This window comes from Roseovarius sp. MBR-154 (genome assembly GCF_053628595.1).
Genome location: NZ_JBRJGR010000005.1, coordinates 118,318 through 143,716 on the forward strand (window position 1 = coordinate 118,318; position 25,399 = coordinate 143,716).

Here is a 25,399-nt window from a genome sequence, read left to right on the forward strand (position 1 = left end):
CCGCGCGAATCTGCGGGAACAAGCTGCGCGCGGCGCGCGTTGGTCTCGCATGCTCAGTCCTCATTCCACTGGTGATCCGATCGTGCGGGTGGCCGTCATCGTGATCGCTGTGACGCTCGGGTTCGGGACCCTCAAGCTTGGGGCTGACATTTTTGCACCCATGGTTCTTGGGGTCGTGACAGGCGTGATTCTCGCGCCGATGACGGATGTCTTCGAGCGGTGGGGGCTGCCTGCCGGGCTTGCGTCGGCGATCATGCTCATCCTAGGCGTGTCGGTGATCGCGGTGATCGGGATTCTAGTGGAACCGCTGATCTGGCGGATGGTCGAGCATCTGCCAGTCATCCAATGGGAGTTGCGCGCCATCATCGGAGAGTTTCGCGGTCTCATCCGGGGTCTTGACGCGGTCAACCGCGAGGTCGAGGAGGCGCTCGGCACCCAATCCTCCGGCATTGGCGGCAACAAGGGCGCAGGCGAGTCGATGCCGACCCTGACCAGCACGCTGTTGCTGGCCCCGCTGGTTCTGGCGCAGGTGCTGATCTTTGGCGGGACGCTGTTCTTCTTCCTGCTTACGCGCAAGGGCATCTACCAGTGGCTGTCACGCTGGATCGGCACCTCTCGGGATACCGAGATCATTCAGTCCCGCTTTGCCACTGCCGAGCGATTGGTGGCGCGCTATTTCCTGACGATTACCATCATCAATACCGGCCTCGGCATAGCCCTCGGCACGGCGCTCGCGCTTATTGGCATGCCAGCGGCGATCATCTGGGGGATCGCGGCCGCGCTGCTGAATTTCATCCTTTATGCCGGACCGATGGTTGTGGTGGCCGGGCTCTTGCTTGCGGGGCTGATCGTCTTTGACGGGATCATGGTCGTGGCACCGGCGGCGATTTTCCTGATGATCAACATGATCGAGGCGCAGTTCGTGACGCCTGCCATGGTGGGCAAGCATATCTCGGTCAACCCGCTTCTGGTGTTCGTGTCGTTGGTGACCTGGCTCTGGATCTGGGGGCCGATCGGCGGGATCGTCGCGATCCCGGTTCTGGTGATGGTGCTGGTGATGCTCGACATTTTCGAGATCGACAACGAGATCGGGGCCGACACGGCGATGTCGCAGGGCACTGCCGAAGATACCGGTTGAGCGGTCAGACGACCTCTTCCGGCATGCCGGGGACCGGTGTGGCGATGTCGCGCGCCGCGTCCGAATCGTAGCGCACCAGAAAGCCCTGCCGCTGGCAGGGCGGCAGCGCACTGTTGCTTTCCACAAGCTGCCGCCAGTGGTCGAACGCGGTTTGCGGATCGAGACAGGCTGCGCTCGAATGTGGCGGCAGCCAGTGCCCCATGACGCGACGGCGCAACTCTTGCACATGCTCTGGCTGGTCGAGGTAGAGTCCGGCTTCGGTGTCCCACCGCATGCTGCGCCCGTTGAGATTGGCAGAGGACAGGATCGCCCCGAAATCGTCGAAGATCGATACCTTGGAATGCACGTAGATCAGCGGTGCGTCTTCCAGCGCGTCGCGCCCGTCGCTGTCGGTCTTGCGGGGCTGCACCGGGGAGACCACAAGAAACCGGTCCGAGCCGAACGCCCGTTGCAGCCGGGTCAGGCAGCGCACCTGCTGATATTCGCCATAGCGCAGGTCGAGGCCCTGATTGCTGTCAAAGGCGGCATCCTCTGGTGCGGCGGGCAGAACCACGATCAGCCGCAGGCCAGGACAGGCGCGGGCCCGCCGCTCCAGCGCGCGCGCCAGCGGCAGATGCCGCAGGAATTGCGTTTCCAGATAGATCAGATGACGTGACCGGTTGATCGCTTCGAGATGGCGGGTCTCGATCTCGCGCAGCATCGTTTTGGGGGCGAGACGCAGCGGCATGCCGCGCCGACGGCGCGACAACGTGCGCAGAAAGCCGGGCGCGGCGGGGGGGGGCGCCGACCGCCCCGCGACGCTGTCGAGAAAGCTCTCCAGATGCGCCTGCGCGGCCTGCGCAACGGGGCCCGTGGCCATTGCCTGGATGTCATGCCATGTGCGTTCGGCGGCGCGGCGGTGGCGCTTGGTGTCATAGCGCCGCTCATTCAGGTCGAGCCCGCCGATATAGAGCGTCTCACGGTCGAAGACGGCCATTTTCTGATGATGCGTCGCCGGATAGAGATCGACCGGGCGCAGTGGAAAGCAAAGCCGCCCGTTGCTGTCCTCGTAACAGATTTTCTGCAACCGGGGCGTTTCGATCCGGAAGCGTTGGCGCTCCGCCTCGCTCATCTCGGTCCATGTCCGGGCCAACTGGTTCATCTTGTGGCGAACGATCGGATAGAGAACCAGTCGCGGCAGGGTGCCGGTGCGCGCATCGTGCAGTGCCAGCGTGAAGTTGATCAGCGACGGATTGCGCGTCAGTTCACGCACTGCCGCGATCTGGCGCAGCGTGCGCCAGGCCACCTGATGCAGTTCCGGCGCGGCCACCGGATCGAAGTCAGAGGTCACCAGGCGCACCGCCACGCCGCGATCCAGCGTGTGCACCAGCAGGTCAATCCAGGTGGTGCCGATCTCTTGCGCCTCGGGAGAGCGTAGCCGGGTGGCAAGGTCAATCACCCGGAAACTGGCGATGATCTCGGTTCTGGCTTCAAGGAAGGCCCGCTCGAACGCCGGGTAGGCCTCTTCGGCGGTCACCAGAACATCGAACCGGTCGACGCTCGCTCTGGTGGCGGGCTTCGGATGGGCGTCTGGCGTGGTGTGCGATGCTTTTTCCATGTTCTCGCTACAAGGTGTTGCTTGCCTTCTGCACGTCCAGAAATCTTTTCTCACGCGGCCCGGACGATCCTGCTTTTAAAAAGCCCCCGTCCTGCTGGGGACGGGGGCCAGGCACCCGATGGTATCGGCGGGTGGCCCAGGCTCACCGGGAATGGGGACAGGGATGAGCCTGGACAAACCAGCGTATGTGGCGCTGGCTTCATTAGGCCAACTGCGCAGGGCGGAAAAAGTTCCCCGTGTGGCGCGGGTTTCCGGGCCTCAGGGCGTCGTGTTTCGCGGCTCAATGATTTCCGCCGGATGCAGTTTCCCCTCGCTGTCCGCCACATGATCGGCAACGAAGGCATCGCGTTGACCTGCCGGCCGGGGCTCACCGATAGTGGTGTCGCAAGCCGTCTCCAGCTCGATCTCGGCATTGAGCAGCGCGCCCAGAAGCACGACATAGGCGCTGAGATAGAACCACAAGAGCAACGCGATCACCGCCCCGATGGAGCCGTAGACCTCGTTCAACGATCCGAAATTGCGCAGGTAGATCGAAAACGCGAACGATCCTGCCGCCCAGGTGACAAGCGCGATGACCGCGCCCGGCGTGATCCAGGGCACCTGCGCGCCGCGCCGGTTCGGGGCGTGGCGATAGAGCAACCCGATGGAGAACAGCACCACCCCCAGCAGGATCAGCCATTTCAGCGCGCTGATCAGCGCCTCCACACCGAAGGGCAGCACCAGCAGCGACAGGACGATGGGCACCAGAATGACCGCGGCGAAGGCGATGATCGCGACGCCGATCAGCAACAGCGTGAGCCCGATGGCGACGAGATAGCGCGTGACCGGATTGCGGCGATGCTCTTCGCGGTAAACGGCGTTAAGCCCTCGCACCAGGGCCGCAACACCATTGCGCGCGGTCCATACCGCCAGCAGGAGAGAGATGATGCTGGTAAGTTGCAGCGTCGAGGCGGTCGAGCGGATCAGCGCCTCGATCTGATTCTCGACGATGCCATAGGCGGCCTCTGGCAGGAGCTGTTGCGCCATTCCGAGCTGGTTCGCGATGGTCTGCGGATCGGCGGCGATTCCCCAGATCGCGATCAGCGCCGCTATGGCGGGAAAGATCGACAGCATGATGTAGAACGCCACACCGGCGGAGATCAGACCCAGATTGCGGCTGTCGGAGGCATAGATCACCCGGCGCAGGATGCGCCACCAGGCGCGCCGATTCAACTGCTTGGGCCGGGTCGCGTCTCTTGAGCCGTCCGATGCTTCGCTCATCGCTGCGCGCCTATACCGAGCGCGGCCCGGCGACAAGCCAGATGAGGAAGCCCAGAAGCGGCAGCAGCAGGATCAAGAGCACCCAGAGCACCTTCTTGCCGGTACTCTCCGCCGATCCTACGACAGACACGATCGCCCAGACGTCGAGGATCAATAGAATGATCCCGCCAATTCCTGTCACTTCGAGCATGGTGTCTCCTTTTTTTGCGTTCCGATCATTCACGCGTCCTGGTTTGGGCCCTGTAGAACCGGGCGTATCCGCGTCGCGCGCCCATGGTCAACGCCCCTGGAACTGGTCTGGTTCCCTCAGAAAATCCGGAAAATTTTCGGAGGCGGATGAAACCTTTGGGGTCTCGCGAGGGTTGTAGTCCCGAAGCACCGGGCCGCACCGGTGTCGACGGAATACAACCCTGAAGGAGCAAGATCATGAAACGTTTTCTCGCAACCACAGCCATCGTGGCCCTCGCGGCCGCGCCCGTGATGGCCGAGACGCATTCGGCCAATGAGAGCGGTGCGAACACCGGCACATCTGCCGAAATGTCCCAAGGCCAAACCGACAGTGCTGCAAAAACCGACGTGAGCGCCAAGGTCGGTAATATGAATGTTCGCGCCTCCGACATGATCGGTCAGGCGGTCTATATCCGCAATGCCGAGGCGTCGGATCAAGAGATTCCGGACAGCGCCAGCCAACCCGCCGACAACTGGGAGCAGGTGGGCGAAATCGGTGATGTCATCCTGACCAAGGACGGCAAGATCGACTCCGTCACGCTTGACGCGGGCGGCTTCCTCGGGATCGGCGAAAAGCAGGTCAGCACAAGCATGGACGAGCTGAAGTTCGTCGCATCCGAAAACGGTGAGAATGCCGAAGCGGATGCCGAGGCACAACAGGAGTTTTTCGTCGTGTTCACCGGTGATCGCAGTGCGTTGGAGGACCGTAACGAAGTCGACGAGCAGAGCCTGCGCGACAGCGGCAACAGCTTCTGGAGCGACAGTTCCGACGAGCAGCAGCCCAACGAAAATTCCGACGCTCGCGCGAGCACTGAAAACACCGGCAACGCGACCGGCGAACAGGGCAGCACCAACGCCTCTGATCAGGCCACTCAGAACGCGTCTGACGATGCTGCAGTGACCGGTCAGGACGGCGCCGACAACACGGTCGGCGCCACTGGTTCGGATGCCGGTAACACTGCCGCCGAGCAGGGCACGCAGGGCGCGGCTGACAATGCCGAGATGACTGACGGCCAGGTCGGTGAACTGACCGCCGATCAGCGCGGTGCGCTGACCGCAGAGGATCTGCAAGGGCTTTCGGTCTATGGCACCGGTGATGAGAGCATCGGCGAAATCTCGGACTTGGTCGTCAACGACAATGGTGAAATCTCGCAGGTGATTATCGGCGTCGGCGGATTCCTCGGGATCGGTGAAAAGTCGGTCGCGATTCCCTTCGAAGAGATCACGCTGCATGAAGGTGGCGAAGAGATGACCGACACGCTGCGTGCAACGACGAATTACAGCAGCGAGGAACTTGAAGGCATGCAGGAGTGGGAAGGCTAAGGTCTTTTCAACTGTGGATCGAATTCAGGCCGGGCTCTGCAGAGCCCGGCCTTTTCGCCTGTCCAGGGACCGCGACCGCGATCAGCCGCACCCCCGGACAGGTCGGGCGGATCACAGCGGCCAGACGAACAGCAGCACCGGAACGCTGACCAGCAGGACCAGCCCTTCCAGCGGCAGGCCAAGTCGCCAGTAATCGCCAAACCGGAACCCGCCCGGGCCGAGGATCAGGGTGTTGTTCTGATGCCCGATCGGTGTCAGGAACGCGCAGGAGGCCCCGATCGCCACGGCCATCAGGAAGCTGTCGGGATTGACGCCCAATGTCCCCGAGATACCGAGCGCGATGGGACACAGAACAGCGGCCGTGGCCGCGTTGTTCATCACATCCGACAGGAACATCGTGGTGACCAGCACCACGACCAGCGCCGCGACGGCATTGCCCTGCGCGATGGTCTCGACCAGAAACCGCGCCAGCAGGTCGGCGGCCCCCGTGCTCTGCATCGCGCCCGCGACCGGAAGCAGCGCCGCCAGCAACACGATCACCGGCCAGTCGATGGCGGTATAGACCTGCCGCAGCGGCACCGTGCGCAGCACCATCGAGGCCAGCACCCCGAGCGCGAAGGCCACCGCTGCCGGCAGCAGCCCGAAGGTGACGATCCCGATCGCGCCTAGCATGATCGCGCCTGCAACAAGCGCCATGCGCTTGTCGGGAATGCGCAGGTCGCGTGCGCCCAGAGGCACGCAGCCGGTGTCATTGACAAAGCCCGACACCGCATCCGACGCGCCCTGCACCAGCAACAGGTCGCCAGATTTCAGTTTGAGCGTCCGCAACCGGGTGCGCGGCGCACGCCCGGCGCGCGACACGGCCAGCAGATTGAGCCCGTAACGCGTGCGCAGTTGGATAGCCCTCACGGAGCGCCCGACAATGGTCGAACCGGGCAGCACCGCCAGTTCACGCAGCACGATCTCATCGTCGCGTGTCGGGCTGTCCTCCTCCGCGTCTTCCGTGTCATCGGGGTCTTCGGATTTGGCCGTGGTCTCTTCTGCGCTGTCCTCTTCCTCCTCCGACGATGCATTCTGTTGCTCCAATTCGATGCCGAATACCGACACAGCCTCGGCCAGCGTATCGACATCGGCCTCCATCACCAAAATGTCTCCGGCGCGAATGCGCCGCCCACCATGCGGCGCGGTGATCCGAACCTCTTTGCGCACAAGCCCGACGATCTGTGAATCGCTTGTCTCGATCTCGCGCTCGAAGCCGCGCAGGGTCAGACCCACGGCCTTGCTTTTCGCAGGCACGCGCAGTTCCGTGAAATAGGCCCCGGTGTCGAAGCTCTCACCGGCTGCGGCGGTGCGCGTCGGCACCAGCCGCCAGCCGACAAGCCCGACGAAAGCGACCCCGGCCCCCGCAACTGCCGCCCCCACCGGACCAAAATCGAAGATCGCGAAATGCCCCAGCCCCGCTTCGGCCCGAAACCCCGAAACGATCAGGTTGGGCGGCGTGCCGATCAGCGTCGTCATTCCGCCCAGAATGGTGCCGAAGGCCAGCGGCATCAGCATCTGCCCAGGGGTCAGGTCGAGCCGGTCTGAAGACTGCACCGCGACTGGCATCAGGAGTGCCATCGCGCCGAAGTTGTTCATGAACCCCGACAGCGCGGCCCCCAGCCCCATCAGCGCCAGCATGCCGGTCAGCCGCCCTGCATCGCGCCGCAGCAGGCTGCGCGCCAGCCAGTCCACCGCACCGGTGTTCTGCAAACCCTGGCTGAGGATCAACACGCAGACCACTGAGATCACTGCGGGGTGGCCAAATCCCGAAAAGGCGTGTCCGTCGGAACCAGTCCGGCGATCACGCTTGCCAAAGGCGCCGCAAGCGCCACCGCGTCATGCCGAAGGCGGCCCCAGAGGAACAGCCCCATCGTCGCGCTGAGGATCGAGTAGATGAGCATCTGGTCAGGGGTCACGCGGGTAGCCCTTCACGAAATGTCGTGTCGCAGGGTCCATAGCCGCGGAACATATCCCGACCTGCAAACTCCACCGCGGATTCTCGTTGCCGCGTCAAATCCGCGTCGCGAATTGAAAATCCCGCACGCGAGTGCCGACACGAGCCTGCGCCCCGATTTGTGCCTTGGCCCGCGCTCGGTTCCGGGATTCAAGCAGACGGCGGACGAGACCAGCCACGCCGCACGGGTAAGCCCGCAGGAAGGCAGCGGGCGTCCATGCCAGGAGCGGGGGCACGGTTACAGCAAGGCGTCACCGATTTCAGACTGCATCTGGACGACGGCTGTCCTGAGTTCGGCGATAAACGCCTGGCTCACAATGGATTGCGCGGCATATCCCGGGGTGAGGATCGAGACACTGTTCGAGATCCGAGGCCGGAAACGCCGGATCGCCAGTCGTCCCGAGGACGGCGCTTGCAGGTTGCCATAGGCCGTGATCATGTCGCAGACCATCACGCAGACGCCAGCGGCGACAAACTGCAAACCGGGCAGAAAGGTGCGCAGCTCCAGCCGCTTGTTGAACCGGCATCCGGCATGACGAAAGGCGGCTTCGGTCTGCACCGCCGTGGTGTGGTCGTCGAAGAGCACCGCCATCGGGCGCCCCGCGAGGTCTTGGGGCGTGACCACATCGACCTGCGCCAGGGGGTCATCAACCGACAACACGCACACGCATTCCAGATCATAGTCGGTTTTCAGGATGGACGCGCGTGGTTGCGGCGTTTCGGAAAACCCGACGTCAAATTGCTGGGATGCGATCAGGTCCTCGATCACGTCCGAGGACCGCATGATGAGGGACATATCCAGGTCGTCCCGCCCCTTCAGGAATCGCGTCATCAGGCGGGGCAGGAAGACGCTGGAGGCCGCGGGATGGCAGGCAACCTGCAACTTGCCGGATTGCAGCGCGCTGATCCGTTCGAGCGTGCGTTCCGTGCGTTCGACACGCCCCAGGATTTCCTCGCATTCTTCGAGAAAGAAATGAGCCTCGGGGGTCGCTGACAGCTTGCCGTGGGTGCGCAGGAACAAGGGAAAGCCAAGCTGATCCTCAAGCGTCTTCACCATGGCCGAGACGGCAGGTTGGGTACGGCCGACGCTCCGGGCGGCTTCGCTGATCGAGCCGGAGCGCATGACCTCGCGGAAGGTGGCGAGCTGGCGGAGAGAGAGGTACATTTTACCCATAAAGCAGATTGATGGAATCAAAGATATAATCAAATTGAATTTATATATCTTGTCCAGTGTAATCGTTTGAAAGCCGGTGCGACGAGACACCGGAGAGGGGGACGCCATGGATACATTCGCGAAATACCTGCTCACGGCGCTGATCTGCGTGGTGGCGCTGGGTCAGTTCGTGCAGGTGGTCACGCGCTATGTGTTGCAGGTGCCGGTGATGGGGCTGGAAGAGACGATGCTCTATCCGGCGCTCTGGCTCTATATCCTGGGCTCGGTCAATGCCTCGCGCGAGAACACCCATATCCGCGCCAATGTGCTTGAAATCTTCGTCAAGACCGAGCGCGGGCATACGATCCTCGCCATCGTGGGCGAGGTGATCAGCCTGATCATTGGGCTGTGGCTGCTCAGTTGGGCGTGGGACTACACGCAATACGCCTGGCGCGTCTGGCGCGAGAGCCCGACGCTTTATATCCCGACCTTCTATTCCGACATCGCGCTGCTGGTCGGACTGGGGCTGATGATGGCCTATACGGCCTTGCATCTGGTGGCACATCTGCGCCGTCTGTCCCTGGGAGCGCCGTCATGATCGAGATCGCCCTTTTGGCCATTGCCCTCTTGGTGATCACGCTGACGCTGGGCGTGCCGCTGCCCTACTGTTTCGGCGCGGCGCTGATGGTGATGTATTTTTTCGGCGACGTGACCATGAAAGGCATGATGCTCTGGGGGGTTTCAGCAACTTGGCAACCCGGTGCTGCTGGCCATTCCGCTCTTTGTGCTTGCCGCCTCGCTGTTGCGCTTCGTCAACGCGTTCATCGGCCATGTGCGGGGCGGGCTTGGCGTGGTCGCCGCCGTCTCCTGCGCGGTGATCGGGGCGATTTCGGGTTCTGGCCTCACCGGCATTGCCGCCATCGGCCCGCTGCTGATCCCCGAGATGGAAAAGCGCGGCTATCCGCGCGAATACGCCACCGCGCTGATTGCCAATTCGTCGATCCTCGGGCTGCTCATTCCGCCGTCGGTGACGATGATCGTCTATGGCTGGGTGACCGACACCTCGATCCTCGCCTGTTTTCTGGCAACGCTCGGGCCGGGTCTGCTGATCATGGTGTCCTTTTCTGTGATCAACCTCGTCATGGCGCGCAAGTTCCCGCTGGTGCTCGACGACAAGCCGTCGTTTTCGGAGCTGTCGGGCGAGGTGGCGCGGCGCGGCTTTCATGCCTTTCCGGCGCTGCTGAGGCCGGTGATCATCCTTGGCGGCATTTATGGCGGGATCATGACGCCGACCGAGGCCGCCGCTGTCGCGGTGATCTACGCGGTGCCGGTGGGATTCCTGATCTACAAGGGTCTGCGTCTGGAAAACTTCCTGTCGGCGGGGCGCGAGGCCGCCACTGCCGTGGGTGCGATCATGATGATGATTCTTTTCTCGATGATTCTGTCCCAAATGTTCGTCTACGAGAGCATCCCGCAGCAACTGGTGCAGGGCATCTTCTCGATCACCGAGAACAAGGTGCTGCTGCTGATCATGATCAACATCCTGCTGCTTCTCGTCGGCATGGTCGTCAACGATGTGACCGCGATCATCCTGATCGCGCCGCTTCTGCTGCCCTTGATGAACGCCATCGGGGTGAGCCCGGTGCAATTTGCCGCGATCATGGGGGTCAACACTGCCATGGGAGGCGTCACGCCGCCCTATGCCTCGATCCTCTATCTCGGGGCGCGGATCGGCAAGGTGAAGGTGACGAAGGTGATCCCGCCCGCGATGAAGCTCATTCTCTTCGGCTACGTGCCGGTGGTGTTCCTCACCTCGCTCTGGCCGGACATGTCGCTCTTTCTGCCACGCTTCTTCGGATATGACGTGGCCCCCTGAAGCCAACCCGACACTGAAATCAACACGGAGGATTACCGAATGAAACATACCATGCTGGCCACCGCTGCCGCCGCGCTCATGGCATTCACGCCCATGGCCGAGGCGCAGAACCTCAAGATGAGCCATGTCCGCCCCCAAAGCGCGACCATTGACGTGGAACTCAACGCCTTTGCCAAGGCTGTGGGCGAGGCCACCGGCGGCGATGTAAGTGTCAATATCTTCGCCGCCTCGGCGCTTGGTGACTATACCACGGTGCAGGAGCGCATCAGCGTGGGTGCCATCGACATGGCCACACAGCCCGCTGCCACTGCCGCCGACCGGCGGATGCAGATCAGCTCCTTCCCCTATCTGGCGGGCAACTGGGAGCAGGCCCGCGCGGTTTACGGCCCCGGTGGCGTGGTGCGCGAGGTGATGGCCGGGCTTTATGCCGAGCAGGACATCACCATGCTGGCGGCCTATCCGGTCTATTTCGGGGGGATCTCGCTCAATGTTGGGAATCCGAATGCCGGGTCGGTCGAGCCCAACGGCATCAAGGTGCGCGTGCCCGGCATCAAGAGTTTTCAGCTGACCGGCGAGGCGCTGGGCTACATCCCGTCGCCCATTCCCTTCTCCGAGGCGTTCACCGCCGTGCAGACCGGCGTTGTAGACGGCGTGATCGGGTCGGGGGCCGAGGGCTATTACGCCTCGTTCCGCGACGTGACCAAGACCTATATCCCCGCCAACACCCATTTCGAGGTCTGGTACATGATCATCTCGAACGAGAGCCTTGCCGGGCTGTCAGATGAGGATCAGGCCGCGCTCAAGGAACAGGCGGCGGCGTTCGAGGAACAGGCGGCGGCGTTCGAGGCGACCCGCTGGGAAGTGGCCGAGGCCGATCAGGTGCGCAACGAACAGCGGCTGGTGGATGACCTGGGCGCGACCGTTGTTGAATTGAAAGACGATCAACTGGCCGCCATGGCCGCCAAGGCGCGCACCGATGTCTGGCCGCAGGTGCTCGAGGATGTGGTCGCCGACTGGGGTCAGTCGATCCTCGACAAGGTCGCGGCGAGCAACTGAGCCAAGAGACGACAGGGCGGCGCGGTCCGCTCTGTCAGCCCAAGCCGGGAAAGCAATCCATGAGCAGCGATTATGTCATCATTGGCGGCGGGGTCGTCGGCCTATCGACCGCGTGGGGCCTCTTGCGGCGCGGGCTGCGGGTGACGGTGCTGGATGGCGATGACGGCTCGTTCCGCGCCAGCCGGGGGAATTTCGGGCTGGTCTGGGTGCAATCCAAGGGCGTGAACCAGCCGCGCTATGCGCAATGGTCCCAGACCTCCGCCGCCGCCTGGGGCGATTTCGCCGCCGAGTTGGGCGACGCCACGGGGCAAGACCTCGGGCTGGAGCAGAAGGGCGGCTATGATTTCCATTTCTCCGAGGAGAGCCTTCAGGCGACGGTGGAGAAATACGAGGTGCTCAAGGAAAAACTGGGCGGCGATTATCCGTTCGAGGTGCTGGGCCACAATGCGCTCCGCAAGGAAGAGCCGCATATCGGGCCCAAGGTGGTGGGTGCGATTCTGCATCACCAGGACGGTCACGCCAATCCGCTGCGCCTGCTGCGCGCGCTGGCCGCCGATGTGCGGCGCATGGGCGGGCGGCTACTGACCGGCAAGACGGTAACGGATGTGATCAAGCCAGACGGCTTTCGCGTGACCTGCGACGATGGCACGGTGGTCGAGGCGGGCAAGCTGGTGCTCTCTGCCGGGCTGGGCGCGGCGCAGTTGGGGCCGAAGCTGGGCTTCAAGGCGCAGGTGAGGCCACAGCGCGGGCAGGTTCTGATCACCGAGAAGCTGCCGAAGATCATCAACCGCCTCTCGCTCATTGCGCGGCAGGTGGATGAGGGCGGCATTCAGAACGGGGCCACCAACGAGGAGGTGGGCCTTGATGACCGGGTGACGCAGCCGGGCCTCTCGGGCCTCGCCGCGGAGGCGATCGCGGCCTATCCCGCATTGGCAAAGGCGCAGCTTGTCCGGTCCTGGGGGGCGCTGCGGGTGCTCTCGCCCGACGGATTGCCGATCTATCAGGAAAGTGCCGAGATGCCCGGTGCCTATCTCGTGACCTGTCACAGCGGCATCACGCTGGCCGCAGCCCATGCGCGGATTTTGCCCGACTGGCTGGAGGGCACCAGTGATGCGCCTGATCTGGAGGTGTTCGGTGAAGCCCGCTTTTCTTGAGATTGACCCTGAGGGGCCCAGGGTGCCGGTGCGCTTTGCCGGTGAGATGCTGATGATGCCCGAAGGGGCCAATCTGGCCGCGGCCCTGCTGGCGGCCGGGGTGACGGTGCTGCGTCACACGCCAGTTTCGGGCGCGCCGCGTGCGCCCTATTGCATGATGGGGGCCTGTTTCGATTGCCTCATTGAGGTGGAGCGCACCGTGCGGCAGGCCTGCATGATGGAGGTGACCGAGGGGCTGGAGATCGCCCGCCCGCATGAGGGGGGGCACGCATGACGCGCTATGATCTGGCCGTGATCGGTGCGGGGCCTGCCGGAATGGCGGCGGCGGCCACTGCGGCGGAGGCGGGGCTGTCGGTCTGCGTGCTGGACGAACAGCCGCGCGCGGGCGGGCAGATCTATCGTGATGTGGAACGCGCGGCGGGGCCGCGTGGCGATATTCTGGGCAAGGATTATACGCAGGGCGCGTCGCTGGTGGCGGGCCTGCGCGCGGGTGGGATCACGCATCTTGCAGGCGCGGTGGTCTGGACCATCGAGGAGGATTTCAGAATTTCCTACACCCAGGGCGGGGCGGCGGCGCAGATCGAGGCGGGCCGCGTGCTGCTTGCGACGGGCGCGCTGGAGCGCCCCATGCCGCTGCCGGGCTGGACCTTGCCGGGGATGATGACCGCGGGCGCGGGACAGATCCTGCTCAAGCAATCGGGCGTGCTGGCGCGGCGCGCGGTGCTGGTGGGGGCGGGGCCGCTCCTTTACCTCATCGCCGCGCAGATGGTACGGGCGGGCACGCCGCCAATTGCGCTGATCGAGACGCAGACGCGCGCCGACCTAATCCGCGCCGCGCGGCATATGGGCGGTGCACTGCGCGGCTGGCGTTACCTGCTCAAGGGGCTGGGCCTGCTGTCCGAGATCATCCGCGCAGGCGTGCCGCGCTATACTGGCGCGACCGCGATCGCCATCGAGGGCGCGGGGCGGGCCGAGGCGGTGACGTTTGCCTGCCGGGGGCGCGCCCGCCGCATCGCCTGCGATACCGTCTTCCTGCATCACGGGGTGGTGCCCAACACGCAGGCGGCGCGGTCGCTGGATGTGCGCCATGTCTGGAACGCGGCGCAACACGGCTTCGTGCCGGTGCTCGACGAGTGGGGGCAGAGCGATGTGAAGGGGATTCTGATCGCGGGCGATGGCGCGGGGATCGGCGGCGCCAAGGTGGCCAAGATCGCCGGGCGGCTGGCCGCGCTGCAGGTGGCCGGGGAGTTGGAGCGTATCGACCGCGCCACCCGGGACCGGCGTGCCGTCCCGCTGCGCGCGGCCAAGGCGCGGGAACTGGCGGCGCGCCGCTTTCTCGACAGGGCCTATCCCCCGGCGGCGCAGGCGCTTGATCCGGCGGATGCCACCGTGATCTGCCGCTGCGAAGAGGTGACGGCGGGGGCGATCCGGGGCCATGCCAGGCTGGGGTGCCTCGGCCCGAACCAGGCCAAGGCGTTCGGGCGCGCCGGGATGGGGCCCTGTCAGGGCCGCTACTGCGGTTTGACCGTCACCGCGCTTCTGGCCGCAGCGCATGGCAGAACGCCTGACGAGACGGGCTACTACCGCGTCCGCCCTCCGCTCAAGCCGGTCACGCTGGGCGAACTGGCGGCCATGGACGCCCTTGACCGGGGCACGCCAGAGCAGGCGGGCGACTGAGCGAACCGATCGACACCGGTCAACGCGCCTGCGCCGAAAGATTCGCGCCCGCGTCGGGCAGGTTTGGCGGCCATCTCCGCCGCCGGGTCCGTCAAGCCGGATTGAACCTCAGCGACAGGCAGGACATTCCGCCATCGAGCTTCGCGCATTCGCTGTTGTTGATCTCGACCAGCGTATACCCGGCCCGATCAAGCCGCTCGGCGGTTCGGGGAAAGCCACCCGGCATCAGAACCACGTCGTTGAACCTGATCGTGTTGGCCGCGGCCTCTTCGCCCTCGGCGGTGTAGAACAGGCGACAGCCCTCGAAGCAGCCCGCCGCGGCGAGCCGTTCGGTGGTCAGGATGGTCTCGGCATCGAGAAGCGAGCAGTCGGTCTTGAAATGCAGGATATCGGCGGGCGTCTCGACCTCGCGCAGCCTGTGGCCCCAGTCCGCGACGATGCGCGCGAGTTCGGCCACGCCCGCCGCGTCGGTGCGCGCCGACCGGCCCACGAGAATTTCGCGCCCGGTCACCAAGATGTCCCCGCCCTCGACATATCCCGGCCCGTCGATGTGCCGCAGTTCGGTGAAATGCGTGACCAGTTCCGGCACCATCTCGGCGGCCTCGCCCAGGCGCGACGGGGCCCCGGGGCGCAGGATCACCACCCCCTGCGGCAGGCAGAGCGCGGTATCCTCGACGAACATTGCGTCGGGATAGCCGCTCAGCGGCGGCAGAACCGTGACCTCGGCCCCGGTGGCCCGCAGCGCCGCGACATAGGCGTCATGATCAGCCTGCAACCGGGCCATGTCCGGCGGTCCGATATCATGGGCGCGCAGTCCGTCCACGGCGCTTGCGGCGGGTTGCCGCGTGATGGCATGGCTGAAGTGACAGGTGGGATCGGTCATGGGCGTTGCTCCGGTTAGCGGGTCATCTTGGCGGTGCGGATCTCGATGATTGATGGCCCCCGAGTGTCGGCGGCGCGGCGCAGGGCCTCGGCCAGTGCGTCGGGTGTCTCGGCGCACAGGGTGTAGGGCATGCCGCAGGAGGCCGCCACCAGCGCGAAATCCGGCGGCGTCGGATCGCAGCCGACGACCTCGATCCCGGCACCCTCCATCGAGACCGCGATTTCGCCATAGCCGTGATTGTTCCAGATCAGGAAGATCACCGGCAGGTTTTCATCGGCGGCGGTCATCAGTTCGGGCAGGACGAACTGCGCCCCGCCGTCGCCGGTGATGCACAGCACCGGCGTGTCCGGGCAGGCCAGCGCCGCGCCGATGGCGGCGGGGATACCGTAGCCGAGGGCACCATAGCCGGTGGCGGCGTTGAACCAGCCGCCGGGCCGGTCATGGTCGTAATAGAGGTTGCCCGCATAGATCAGCTGCGTGGAATCCCCGACCATCAGGGCGTTCGGCAGCACCGCACGGGCCGCGTCCAGAAAACCCACCTGAGCCTGCTGTTCGGCGGTGAGGCTGGCAAAGGCCCGCGCGCGGATGTCCTGCGCGCGCTCGGCACCGCTCTGCCCTCGCGCCTTGTGGTCCTCGAGCGCCGCGAGCAGGGCCGCAACGCCCGGCGCGGCGGCACTGTGCAAGGTCAGGTCGGCGGGGTGCCGGGCAAGTTGCGTGCGGCAAATATCCATGCGGACAAGGCCCGGAAACCGTGGCAAGCTGCCGGTGAAGTCCATGTCGTAATCGGTCTGCCCGAGTTCCGTGCCGATGGCTAGCACGCAGTCGGCGGCTTCGATCAACTCCCGAACCGGCGGCAGGCTGGGGCTGGCGGGAATGACCAGCGGATGCCCGTGCATGTGGCCGCGCGCGTTGGTGGTCAGCACCACCGGCGCATCCAGCCGTTCGGCCAGCTTGCGCAGATCACCGGCCGCCGCCGTGGCCCCTCCGCCGACCACAATGACCGGCCGTTCGGCGCGGCGCAGGCGATCCGCCGCCGCCGCGATCCGGTCCGTCGACTCGCTCGGCTGTTGCGGGGCTGAGGGGGGCGGCATGGCGACGTCATGCGTCTGACCGGCCACATCCAGCGGCACCTCGATATGGGTTGGTCCCGGCCGCCCCTCGGCCATGCGGGCAAAGGCGCGATCCACGGCATCTGCAAGGCCGACGTCGGTTGTCACCCGGGCGCTGTCAAGCGCCACCGTGGCCGCGAGCGCCGACTGGTCGGGCAGTTCATGCAGATGGCCAAGCCCCTTGCCGAGACTGGACAGGACATTCACCCCGGATATGACAAGCATCGGCACGCTGTCGGCCCGGGCCTGCGCCATCGGGGTGAGCGTGTTGGTCAGCCCCGGGCCGGTGATCACCAGCGCCACGCCGGGCTTGCCAGAGGCGCGCGCATAGCCGTCGGCCATGAAACCCGCGCCCTGTTCGTGCCGTGGCGTGACATGGCGAATGGGTGAGGCGGCAAGCCCTCGGTAAAGCTCGACCGTATGCACACCGGGAATTCCAAACACCGTATCCACGCCATGCGCCTCAAGCCGCCGCACCAGCGCCTCGCCGATTGTCCGTGTCATGCCGAGGCTCCTGCGTGGTGGCGGGCATGCGCGACAATCCGGTCGCAGGCCGTGTCAAAGCGGGCGTCGTCCACGGTCAGCGCGACGCGAATCCAGTGATCGAGCCTTGCCCCGAAGGCGCTGCCCGGCATCACGGCCACGCCTGCACTCTCAAGCAGATCGAGGGCATAGGCATGGCCGCTCATCCCGGTCTTCTCGACATTGACCATGGCGAACATCCCGGCCTTGGGCGCGTGCACCTCCAGAGTCCGCTCCGCGCTCAGCCGGGCGTGCAGCCGTGCGGCGCGCGCGGCAAAGCGGGCGCGCATGCCCGCCGCCACCCCGGACTGCGTGCTGACCGCCGCCGCCGTCATGTCGGCGATGAAGGGCTGGTTGCCGAACAGCATCGTTTCCGACAGGGCCAGCAACCGCGCGCCAAATTCGGCCGGTCCGATCGCCCAGCCGCTGCGGAAGCCCGGCGCGGCATGCGACTTCGAGATCGACGACACCACAACCACCCGGTCGGCCAGTTCGGGGATCGACAGCGGGGAATGGAATGTCTCGCCGTCAAAGACCAGCTCTTCATAGACCTCGTCCGCGATGATCCACAGGTCATGCTCTTGCGCCAGCTTGCCGATTGCCCGCAGATCCGCGCGCGACAGGATCGCCCCGGTCGGATTGTGCGGCGTGTTCAGCAGGATTGCGCGGCTGCGCGGCGTGATCCGCGCCGCGATATCCTCGGGGCGGATGCGAAAGCCGTTTGACGACGACAGCGGCACCGGCACCATCGCCGCTCCGGTGGCGCGGATCACGCCCTCGTAGGTGGCATACATCGGGTCGCCGACCAGAACCTCGTCGCCGGTTTCGGCCAGCCCCATCAGGACCGCGAAAAGCGCCGTCTGGGTGCCGGGAAAGCACAGGACCCGGTCGGGTTCGATCCGGGTTGCGGTGCTCTGCGCATATCTTTGCGCAAGTGCGGCACGCAGATTGTCCTCGCCGCGACCGTCGGAATAGCCGGTGCGCCCGCGCCGCAGCGCGTCAACGGCCACATCGGTCAGCGCCTGCGGCGTCGCGACATCGGGTTCGCCGATTGTCAGTTCGATGATGTCACGGCCATGGGCGGCCAGTTCCCGGGCGCGGAAATGGACATCCCACTTGGCGCCCCCCAACCCCGCGAGGCGGTCGACGATGCCTGCATATTTCATCTTCACAAGTCCTCTGTATCTTCAAGCGGCAGCCCGACCAGCGCCCCGACCGAGCGCAGCCCGATGGCCGTCAATTCCCCTTGGGCGAACGCGTCCGGCAGTGCGCCGCCCTCGATCCACAGCCCGTCGATGACGGCGTTGCAGGCGATGGCCAGTCGGCGCGTTTCGGCCTCTGTATGCGGTCGCCCCGCATGCCGCAGCGCGTCCGCGATCAGCGATTCGAGACGGTCACGGAAATAGCAGTAGGTGCGCTCATGCGTCTTCACCAACTGCGGATCCTGCATCGCCCTGCCCAACAGCGCCGCCCAGAGCGAAACCCAGTCGCGGTTCAGCACCGGCGGCGACAGCGACGAGATCACGAAGGCCGCCAGACGCGCCCGGGGCCCGGGCTTGTCGCTCGCCTGCCAGACGGCATCGGTCATCCGGCTCATGTGATAATCATAGGCCGCCGCGACCAGGCTTTCCTTGGAGCCGAAGTAATGCCGGATCAGCCCCTGCGTGACTCCGGCCTCCTGCGCGATATCGCGCACCGTGGACGCGCGCACACCCTTCCGCGCAATCAGCGACAACACTGCAAGGATCAGCTGCTCGCGCCGCTGCGCGGGCAATTCGCGGGTGAACTTGCGCTGATCGGCACTCATGCGGGCGGCGGCCTTGTGATGGAAGATGACCAAACTATACACTTGCATAATTACGCGCCCTCTGCCTAACTACAAGCTGAAAATGCAACATCGGGACAGTTCCTTTGACTGCGAATCGCACCGCAGACGGCGAGCCAGCCGCAATACAGGTCATTGACCTGCGAAAGAATTTCGGCTCTGTCGAAGTCTTGAAGGGGGTGTCTCTCGACGCCCGCAAGGGGGATGTCGTCGCCATCATCGGGGGCAGCGGATCGGGCAAGTCGACCCTCTTGCGCTGCACCAATTTTCTGGAGACGCCGACCTCGGGACAGATCATCGTCGATGGCGAGGAAGTTGCCATGCGCGCGGATGGACGCCCCGCCAACCGGCGTCAGATCGAACGCATCCGCAGTCGGCTGGGCATGGTGTTCCAGAGCTTCAACCTCTGGACCCACCGCACATTGCTGGAAAACGTGATCGAGGTTCCGGTCCATATGCTGGGGATGCATCGCGACGCGGCGACGGCACGCGCCTTCGAACTGCTCGACCGTGTCGGGCTGCGCGACAAGGCCGACACCTATCCCGCCTACCTGTCCGGCGGCCAGCAACAGCGCGCCGCGATTGCCCGCGCGCTGGCGGTCGATCCGACGGTGATGCTCTTTGACGAACCCACCAGCGCGCTTGACCCCGAACTGGTGGGGGACGTGCTGCGCGTGATCCGCGATCTGGCGAACGAGGGCCGCACCATGTTGCTGGTCACCCACGAGATGAAATTCGCGCGCGAGGTCGCAAGCCATGTCGTCTACCTCTCCGAAGGCCGCATCGAAGAACAGGGGCCGCCGGAGCAGCTGTTTGCCAACCCGCGCTCCGAGCGGTTGCAGCAGTTCCTGCAAACAGTTCACTGAAAACCAACCAAACCAACAGGAGATAGCCAAATGAAACTCATGAAATCCCTCGCTGTCGCGACCCTTGCCGGGGCGCTTGGCGCTGGCGCTGCCGTGGCCGAAGAGGTCAAGATCGGCATCGCGGCCGAACCCTATCCGCCGTTCGCCTCGCTCGATGCCTCGGGCGAATGGGGCGGCTGGGAAGTCGAGATCATCAACGCCGTCTGTGACGCCGCCGAGCTTGACTGCGTGATCACCCCGGTCGCGTGGGACGGCATCATTCCCTCACTGACCGGCCAGCAGATCGACGCCATCATGGCCTCGATGTCGATCACCGACGAGCGCATGAAAACCATTGATTTCAGCGATCCCTACTACAACACCCCGGCAGTGATCGTCGCCGACAAGTCGATGGATATCGCACCAAGCGCCGCCTCGCTGGACGGCAAGATCCTCGGGGTTCAGGCCGCGACCACGCACCAGGCCTATGCTAACGCGCATTTCGCCGATGCCGCCGCCGAGATCCGCGTCTACCAGACCCAGGACGAGGCAAACCAGGATCTGGTCTCGGGCCGCATCGACGCGATCCAGGCCGACAGCATCGCGATGGGCGAATTCGTCAATTCCGACGCCGGCGCCTGCTGCGAGATCAAGGGCGCGGTGCCGAATGACGAAAGCATCCTCGGCAAGGGGGTCGGCGCCGGCCTGCGCAAGGGCGACGACGACCTGCGCGAGACGATCAACGCCGGTATCGCCAAGATCATCGAAAACGGAACGCACGACGAAATCACCGCGCGCTATTTCGATACGAGCATCCTGGCCGAGTAGAGCCCGGACTTGGATGCCCTGATCGACGCCCTCGGACTGACCGAAAGTCTGAAACTGCTGTCCCTGTCCCCGCCGGGCTGGGGCAGCAACCTTCTGCGCGGGTTGCTGCATTCGCTCCAGATCGCCTTCGGGGCGTTCGGCCTCGGCCTGATCATCGGGCTGTTCGGGGCCTGCGGCAAGCTTTACGGCGGTCCGATCCTGCGCGATCTGCTCGCCATCTATACCACGGTGATCCGGGCGGTGCCGGAGCTGGTGCTGATCCTGATCCTCTATTACGCGGGCTCCGACCTGATCAACAAGGCCGCCGAAGCCATGGGCTATGGCCGGGTCGAAATCAACGGTGTGGTCGCCGGGATCTGGGTGCTCGGGCTCGTTCAGGGCGCCTATGCGACCGAGGTGCTGCGCGGCGCGATCCAGGCGGTGCCGCCGGGCCAGATCGAGGCGGCGCGCGCCTTTGGCATGCCGCCGCTGCTGCTGATGCGCCGGGTGACGATCCCCGCGATGATGTCCTTTGCGACGCCGGGGCTCGCCAATCTCTGGCTGATCGCCACCAAGGACACGGCGCTTCTGGCCATCGTGGGCTTTAACGAACTGACCCTCGAAACCCGCCAGGCCGCCAGCAGCACGCGGGCCTATTTCACCTTCTTTCTCGCCGCCGGGGCGCTTTACCTGATGGTGACACTGGGCTCCGGCGTCGTCTTCGGCTGGATCGAGAAATGGTCCCGGCGCGGCCAGCCATCGCTGCGGGAGGGTCGGCGATGACCGCCCTGCGCCCGCTGTTGAAGCCGCACCGGCTGATCCTGATGGGGATCTTCGCGGCCTTCGTGATCTGGTGCGCCTTTGCCCTGCGGTGGGACTGGCTGCCAAAATATGCGCCGCTCGCGATTGAGGGGCTGTGGACGACGATCTGGCTGCTTGTCGTCACCTCGGTGCTGGGCATGCTGCTCGCCATACCGCTTGGCATGGCACAGGCGATCGGCCCCTGGTATCTGTCGGCACCGGCGAGGGGGTTCTGCACCATTATACGGGGCACGCCGCTGCTGTTGCAGATCTGGCTGTTCTATTACGGTCTGGGGTCACTGTTCCCGCAATTCCCCGAGATCCGCAACAGCGAGCTTTGGCCCTATCTGCGTCAGGCGTGGCCCTATGCGGTTCTGGCGCTGACCCTGTCCTATGCCGGGTATGAGGGCGAGGTCATGCGCGGGGCCTTCTCAGGCGTGGACAGGGGGCAGTTGGAGGCCGGGCGCGCCTTTGGCATGTCGCGCTTTACCATCTTCCGCCGGATCTGGCTGCCGCTGGCGGTGCGCAACGTGCTGCCTACGCTGGGCGGCGAGACCATCCTGCAACTCAAGGCCACCCCGCTGGTCGCGACGATCACGGTGATGGAGATCTACTCCGTCTCCTCGCGGGTGCGGGCGGAAACCTTCATCGTCTACGAGCCGCTGTTGCTGCTCGCAGTGGCCTACTTGCTGGTGGCGGGGGTCATAACCCTGCTGTTCAGCCGCTGGGAACGGCGCGGCACGCGTGCCGACCTTTCCGGAGCGACCACCGCCGTAGCCGAAAAAGCCGTCAGACAGCCATAAAGCGCCTCGGGCGTGCGGATAGCGCGCTGCCCGACGCCTCCATTTCGCCAGGCATTTCAGGAGTTGAGGGCACCGCGTTGACGGGGCGCAAGCCGCCAATGGGTTGGCAACTCGGCCCTTGATCCCGGGGCGGGCCGGGTCTATACGCCCACGGTGGCCATAAGGGCCCGACTCAATCTTTCACGCAAGCCGCGTTCGGCCGCTCCCGTCGCTGGGGGCCGCATCCGGCAAGGAGAAGCGACAATGAAACTGCATGAACTGCGCGACAATCCAGGCGCAACCAAGACCAAGAAGCGTATCGGCCGTGGCCCGGGCTCGGGCATGGGCAAGACCGGTGGCCGGGGCATCAAGGGTCAGAAATCCCGCTCGGGTGTGGCCATCAAGGGCTATGAGGGCGGCCAGATGCCGCTCTATCAGCGTCTGCCCAAGCGCGGCTTCAACAAGCCGAACCGCAAATCCTTTGCCGTGGTGAACCTCGGCCTGATCCAGAAATTCATCGAGGCGGGCAAGATCGACGGCTCGGCCCAGATCACTGAGGATGTGCTCGTAGCCTCGGGCCTCGTGCGGCGCAAGCTTGACGGTGTGCGCGTTCTGGCCAAGGGCGAAGTGACCGCGAAGCTCGATATCGCCGTGACCGGCGCCTCGAAGTCGGCCATCGACGCGGTCGAGAAAGCCGGGGGCACGCTTTCGGTCACAACAGCGCAGGCCGCTGAATAAGAGGTTGTGAGCGGGCCTGCGCCCGCTTACATAGTCCTCGAGTTTTCCTTTTGACGCCGCCTGAGCTGGAAAACAGCCCTAGGCGGCGTTGTCACATGAAAGAGACCCGCGAATGGTATCTGCAGCAGAGCAAATGGCGGCCAACACGAGCTGGTCCGCGCTTGGCAAGGCCACCGAGTTGCGCAAGCGCATCCTCTTCACGCTGGGGCTTTTGATCGTCTATCGGCTGGGCACCTTCATCCCGGTGCCGGGAATCGACGGCGCGGCGCTCCGCGAATTCATGGACGGCGCGCAGGCGACGATCGGCGGCATGCTTTCGATGTTCACCGGCGGCGCGCTTGGCCGAATGGGCATCTTTGCCCTGGGTATCATGCCCTATATCTCGGCCTCGATCATCGTGCAGCTTCTGACGGCGATGGTGCCGCAGTTGGAGCAGCTCAAGAAAGAGGGCGAGCAGGGCCGCAAGAAGATCAACCAGTATACGCGCTATGGCACTGTGGGTCTGGCCACATTGCAAAGTTACGGCCTCGCGGTCAGCCTGCAATCGGGCGACATGGTCACCAATCCAGGCCTCTTTTTCATCGCAAGCTGCATGATCACGCTGGTCGGCGGCACGATGTTCCTGATGTGGCTGGGCGAGCAGATTACCGCGCGCGGCGTCGGCAACGGTATCTCGCTGATCATCTTCGTCGGCATCATCGCCGAGATTCCGGCGGCCCTCGCGCAGTTCTTTGCCTCGGGGCGCTCGGGCGCGATCAGCCCGGCGGTGATCGTGGGCGTGATGCTCATGGTGGTCGCGGTGATCGCCTTCGTGGTGTTCATGGAGCGCTCTCTGCGCAAGATCCATATCCAGTATCCCAAACGCCAGGTGGGGATGAAGGTCTATGACGGCGGCTCGTCGCATCTGCCGGTCAAGGTCAACCCGGCGGGCGTGATCCCGGCGATCTTTGCCTCGTCGCTCTTGTTGCTGCCCGCCACCATCGGCACGTTCTCGGGCAATCAGACCAATCCGATCATGTCCACGATCATGGCCTATTTCGGCCCCGGTCAGCCGCTCTACCTGCTGTTCTTCGCGGGCATGATCATCTTCTTCACCTATTTCTACACGTTCAACGTGGCCTTCAAGCCCGATGACGTGGCCGAGAACCTGAAGAACCAGAACGGGTTCATTCCCGGCGTGCGCCCGGGCAAGCGGACCGAGGAATATATCGAATACGTGGTCAACCGCATCCTCGTGCTCGGCTCTGTCTATCTGACGGCGGTCTGTCTTCTGCCCGAGGTGCTGCGCAACCAGTTTGCCATTCCGTTCTATTTCGGCGGCACCTCGGTGCTGATCGTAGTCTCGGTGACGATGGACACGATCCAGCAAGTGCAAAGCCACCTGCTTGCGCATCAATACGAAGGGCTGATCGAGAAATCGCAGCTCAGCGGCAAAGGTCGCAAGAAAGGCCGTCGCAAGGGAGGGGCACGTCGATGAACATCATTCTGCTGGGGCCGCCGGGGGCGGGCAAGGGCACGCAGGCACAGATGCTGGTCGAGAGCCGCAGCATGATCCAGCTTTCCACCGGCGACATGCTGCGCGCGGCAAAGGACAGCGGAACCGAGATGGGCCGCATCGTGGCCGACGTGATGGCGCGCGGCGATCTGGTCACCGACGAGATCGTGATCGGCCTGATCCGCGAGAAGCTTCAGGGCGACAAGCGGGGCGGGTTCATCTTCGACGGCTTCCCGCGCACTCTGGCACAGGCCGATGCCCTTGGCGATCTTCTGGAAGAGCAGGGCGAGACACTTGACGCCGTGGTCGAGATGCGCGTCGATGACGAGACGCTGGTCAAGCGCATCGTGGGGCGTGCCGCCGAAGCGGCGGCTGCCGGGCAGCCGGTGCGCGCGGACGACAACGAGGACAGCGTGCGCCATCGCCTGATGGAATATTACAAGAAAACCGCGCCGCTGATTGGCTATTACCATGCCAAGGGGCAGCTTGCCTCGGTCGACGGGATGGGCAGTATGGATGAGGTCAAGGCGGCGATTGCGGCGGTACTTGACAAATCACCGAACGGGGGCTTGACGCCCCCTTAATTTCCCCATAACCAGCCCTATCTCGTGCGCGAGATTGATTCTCGCCGGGTCGGTCCCGGCCCCGAATCGACAATCCGAATTCAGCTGCGGCCCGGAGCGACAAGCGCCTCGGGCTTACGTTGTGAAAAAAGGTTCTGGAGCTACGGAACCGCAACGAAAAAGGAAAAGACACTTGGCACGTATCGCCGGCGTTAATATCCCGACTTCCAAACGGGTCCCGATCGCCCTTACCTACATCACCGGAATCGGCCACTCTTCGGCCAAGGCCATCTGCGATGCCGTGAACATCGACGCCTCGCGTCGCGTCAACGAGCTGTCGGATGCCGAAGCTCTGGCCCTGCGCGAGTACATCGACGCGAATTACACCGTCGAAGGCGACCTGCGTCGTGAGACGCAGATGAACGTCAAGCGCCTGATGGATCTCGGTTGCTACCGTGGCCTGCGTCACCGCCGCAACCTGCCGGTGCGTGGACAGCGGACCCACACCAATGCCCGCACCCGCAAGGGCCCGGCAAAAGCCATTGCCGGCAAGAAGAAATAAGGGAGGGCA

At 64.7% G+C, this 25,399-nt stretch carries 26 protein-coding genes; 16 read left to right on the forward strand and 10 right to left on the reverse strand.

Features of this window, described 5'->3' with window-relative positions; genetic code table 11:
• Positions 1–82 precede the first annotated feature (82 nt).
• On the forward strand, positions 83–1,138 hold the full coding sequence (locus ACSSV4_RS08715; RefSeq protein WP_454274755.1) for an AI-2E family transporter: 1,056 nt from the start codon (positions 83–85) through the stop codon (positions 1,136–1,138).
• 4 nt (positions 1,139–1,142) lie between these two features.
• Here ACSSV4_RS08715 and ACSSV4_RS08720 read toward each other — a convergent pair whose 3' ends face one another.
• The 3 genes from ACSSV4_RS08720 to ACSSV4_RS08730 all read right to left on the reverse strand — a co-directional run bounded on the left by ACSSV4_RS08720 (position 1,143) and on the right by ACSSV4_RS08730 (position 4,185).
• Entirely contained in the window at positions 1,143–2,735 is a 1,593-nt protein-coding gene (locus ACSSV4_RS08720) for a phospholipase D family protein (protein ID WP_454274756.1), read from the reverse strand.
• Positions 2,736–2,993: 258 nt separating this feature from the next.
• The gene (locus tag ACSSV4_RS08725; RefSeq protein ID WP_454274757.1) at positions 2,994–3,995 is read right to left on the reverse strand and encodes a YihY/virulence factor BrkB family protein; all 1,002 of its coding nucleotides are present in this window, start codon (positions 3,993–3,995) and stop codon (positions 2,994–2,996) included.
• 10 nt (positions 3,996–4,005) lie between these two features.
• Positions 4,006–4,185: a PLDc N-terminal domain-containing protein gene (locus tag ACSSV4_RS08730; protein WP_454274758.1), complete on the reverse strand. Its 180-nt coding sequence runs from the start codon at positions 4,183–4,185 to the stop codon at positions 4,006–4,008.
• Positions 4,186–4,421: 236 nt separating this feature from the next.
• On the opposite strand from ACSSV4_RS08730, the gene ACSSV4_RS08735 reads away from it, so the two are divergent.
• On the forward strand, positions 4,422–5,546 hold the full coding sequence (locus ACSSV4_RS08735) for a PRC-barrel domain-containing protein (protein ID WP_454274759.1): 1,125 nt from the start codon (positions 4,422–4,424) through the stop codon (positions 5,544–5,546).
• Positions 5,547–5,657: 111 nt separating this feature from the next.
• Here the strand turns inward: ACSSV4_RS08735 and ACSSV4_RS08740 are convergent, their stop codons facing one another.
• The 3 genes from ACSSV4_RS08740 to ACSSV4_RS08750 form a co-directional block, all read right to left on the reverse strand.
• Positions 5,658–7,316, reverse strand: a complete 1,659-nt coding sequence (locus ACSSV4_RS08740; RefSeq protein ID WP_454274760.1) for an SLC13 family permease — start codon at positions 7,314–7,316, stop codon at positions 5,658–5,660.
• A 17-nt stretch (positions 7,317–7,333) separates the two neighbouring features.
• The gene (locus tag ACSSV4_RS08745) at positions 7,334–7,504 is read right to left on the reverse strand and encodes a hypothetical protein (protein ID WP_454274761.1); all 171 of its coding nucleotides are present in this window, start codon (positions 7,502–7,504) and stop codon (positions 7,334–7,336) included.
• Positions 7,505–7,780: 276 nt separating this feature from the next.
• A complete protein-coding gene (locus ACSSV4_RS08750) occupies positions 7,781–8,824 on the reverse strand; it encodes a LysR family transcriptional regulator (RefSeq protein ID WP_454274762.1) in 1,044 nt (347 codons plus the stop codon).
• Here ACSSV4_RS08750 and ACSSV4_RS08755 point away from each other — a divergent pair.
• The 6 genes from ACSSV4_RS08755 to ACSSV4_RS08780 all read left to right on the forward strand — a co-directional run bounded on the left by ACSSV4_RS08755 (position 8,823) and on the right by ACSSV4_RS08780 (position 14,458).
• Positions 8,823–9,293, forward strand: a complete 471-nt coding sequence (locus ACSSV4_RS08755) for a TRAP transporter small permease (RefSeq protein WP_454274763.1) — start codon at positions 8,823–8,825, stop codon at positions 9,291–9,293. The genes ACSSV4_RS08750 and ACSSV4_RS08755 overlap by 2 nt on opposite strands.
• Positions 9,294–9,455: 162 nt before the next feature.
• The gene (locus ACSSV4_RS08760) at positions 9,456–10,571 is read left to right on the forward strand and encodes a TRAP transporter large permease (RefSeq protein ID WP_454274764.1); all 1,116 of its coding nucleotides are present in this window, start codon (positions 9,456–9,458) and stop codon (positions 10,569–10,571) included.
• Between the two features lie 39 nt (positions 10,572–10,610).
• The gene (gene dctP / locus ACSSV4_RS08765; RefSeq protein ID WP_454274765.1) at positions 10,611–11,627 is read left to right on the forward strand and encodes a TRAP transporter substrate-binding protein DctP; all 1,017 of its coding nucleotides are present in this window, start codon (positions 10,611–10,613) and stop codon (positions 11,625–11,627) included.
• A gap of 59 nt (positions 11,628–11,686) precedes the next feature.
• Positions 11,687–12,781, forward strand: a complete 1,095-nt coding sequence (locus ACSSV4_RS08770) for an NAD(P)/FAD-dependent oxidoreductase (RefSeq protein ID WP_454274766.1) — start codon at positions 11,687–11,689, stop codon at positions 12,779–12,781.
• Entirely contained in the window at positions 12,762–13,055 is a 294-nt protein-coding gene (locus ACSSV4_RS08775) for a 2Fe-2S iron-sulfur cluster-binding protein (RefSeq protein ID WP_454274767.1), read from the forward strand. Before ACSSV4_RS08770 ends, ACSSV4_RS08775 begins: the two co-directional genes overlap by 20 nt.
• Positions 13,052–14,458, forward strand: coding sequence for an FAD/NAD(P)-dependent oxidoreductase (locus ACSSV4_RS08780; protein ID WP_454274768.1), 1,407 nt, complete (start codon positions 13,052–13,054; stop codon positions 14,456–14,458). Before ACSSV4_RS08775 ends, ACSSV4_RS08780 begins: the two co-directional genes overlap by 4 nt.
• 91 nt (positions 14,459–14,549) lie before the next feature.
• Here the strand turns inward: ACSSV4_RS08780 and ACSSV4_RS08785 are convergent, their stop codons facing one another.
• From ACSSV4_RS08785 to ACSSV4_RS08800, 4 genes are read right to left on the reverse strand one after another with little or no spacing between them, the layout of a single operon-like run.
• On the reverse strand, positions 14,550–15,341 hold the full coding sequence (locus tag ACSSV4_RS08785; RefSeq protein ID WP_454274769.1) for a dimethylarginine dimethylaminohydrolase family protein: 792 nt from the start codon (positions 15,339–15,341) through the stop codon (positions 14,550–14,552).
• Between the two features lie 14 nt (positions 15,342–15,355).
• Positions 15,356–16,954 (reverse strand): 5-guanidino-2-oxopentanoate decarboxylase, encoded by a 1,599-nt coding sequence (locus ACSSV4_RS08790; RefSeq protein WP_454274770.1) that lies wholly within the window; start codon positions 16,952–16,954, stop codon positions 15,356–15,358.
• A complete protein-coding gene (locus ACSSV4_RS08795; protein WP_454274771.1) occupies positions 16,951–18,138 on the reverse strand; it encodes a pyridoxal phosphate-dependent aminotransferase in 1,188 nt (395 codons plus the stop codon). The genes ACSSV4_RS08790 and ACSSV4_RS08795 overlap by 4 nt, the downstream gene beginning before the upstream one ends.
• A 2-nt stretch (positions 18,139–18,140) precedes the next feature.
• Positions 18,141–18,827: a TetR/AcrR family transcriptional regulator gene (locus tag ACSSV4_RS08800; RefSeq protein ID WP_454274772.1), complete on the reverse strand. Its 687-nt coding sequence runs from the start codon at positions 18,825–18,827 to the stop codon at positions 18,141–18,143.
• Between the two features lie 56 nt (positions 18,828–18,883).
• Here ACSSV4_RS08800 and ACSSV4_RS08805 point away from each other — a divergent pair, with 56 nt between their 5' ends.
• From ACSSV4_RS08805 to rpsM, 8 genes are all read left to right on the forward strand, one after another.
• Positions 18,884–19,663 carry an ABC transporter ATP-binding protein gene (locus ACSSV4_RS08805; RefSeq protein ID WP_454274773.1) on the forward strand — a complete coding sequence of 260 codons (780 nt, stop codon included), beginning with the start codon at positions 18,884–18,886 and terminating at the stop codon, positions 19,661–19,663.
• 30 nt (positions 19,664–19,693) lie between these two features.
• Entirely contained in the window at positions 19,694–20,470 is a 777-nt protein-coding gene (locus ACSSV4_RS08810; protein WP_454274774.1) for a transporter substrate-binding domain-containing protein, read from the forward strand.
• Positions 20,471–20,479: 9 nt separating this feature from the next.
• Complete coding sequence (locus tag ACSSV4_RS08815) at positions 20,480–21,232, forward strand: ABC transporter permease (protein WP_454274775.1); 753 nt, start codon at positions 20,480–20,482, stop codon at positions 21,230–21,232.
• The gene (locus tag ACSSV4_RS08820; RefSeq protein WP_454274776.1) at positions 21,229–22,053 is read left to right on the forward strand and encodes an ABC transporter permease; all 825 of its coding nucleotides are present in this window, start codon (positions 21,229–21,231) and stop codon (positions 22,051–22,053) included. Before ACSSV4_RS08815 ends, ACSSV4_RS08820 begins: the two co-directional genes overlap by 4 nt.
• Positions 22,054–22,296: 243 nt before the next feature.
• The gene (rplO, locus tag ACSSV4_RS08825; protein WP_454274777.1) at positions 22,297–22,770 is read left to right on the forward strand and encodes a 50S ribosomal protein L15; all 474 of its coding nucleotides are present in this window, start codon (positions 22,297–22,299) and stop codon (positions 22,768–22,770) included.
• A 112-nt stretch (positions 22,771–22,882) separates the two neighbouring features.
• Entirely contained in the window at positions 22,883–24,247 is a 1,365-nt protein-coding gene (gene secY, locus ACSSV4_RS08830; protein ID WP_454274778.1) for a preprotein translocase subunit SecY, read from the forward strand.
• A complete protein-coding gene (locus ACSSV4_RS08835; protein ID WP_454274779.1) occupies positions 24,244–24,849 on the forward strand; it encodes an adenylate kinase in 606 nt (201 codons plus the stop codon). Before secY ends, ACSSV4_RS08835 begins: the two co-directional genes overlap by 4 nt.
• Positions 24,850–25,021: 172 nt before the next feature.
• Complete coding sequence (gene rpsM / locus ACSSV4_RS08840) at positions 25,022–25,390, forward strand: 30S ribosomal protein S13 (protein ID WP_454274780.1); 369 nt, start codon at positions 25,022–25,024, stop codon at positions 25,388–25,390.
• The last annotated feature ends 9 nt before the right edge of the window (positions 25,391–25,399 follow it).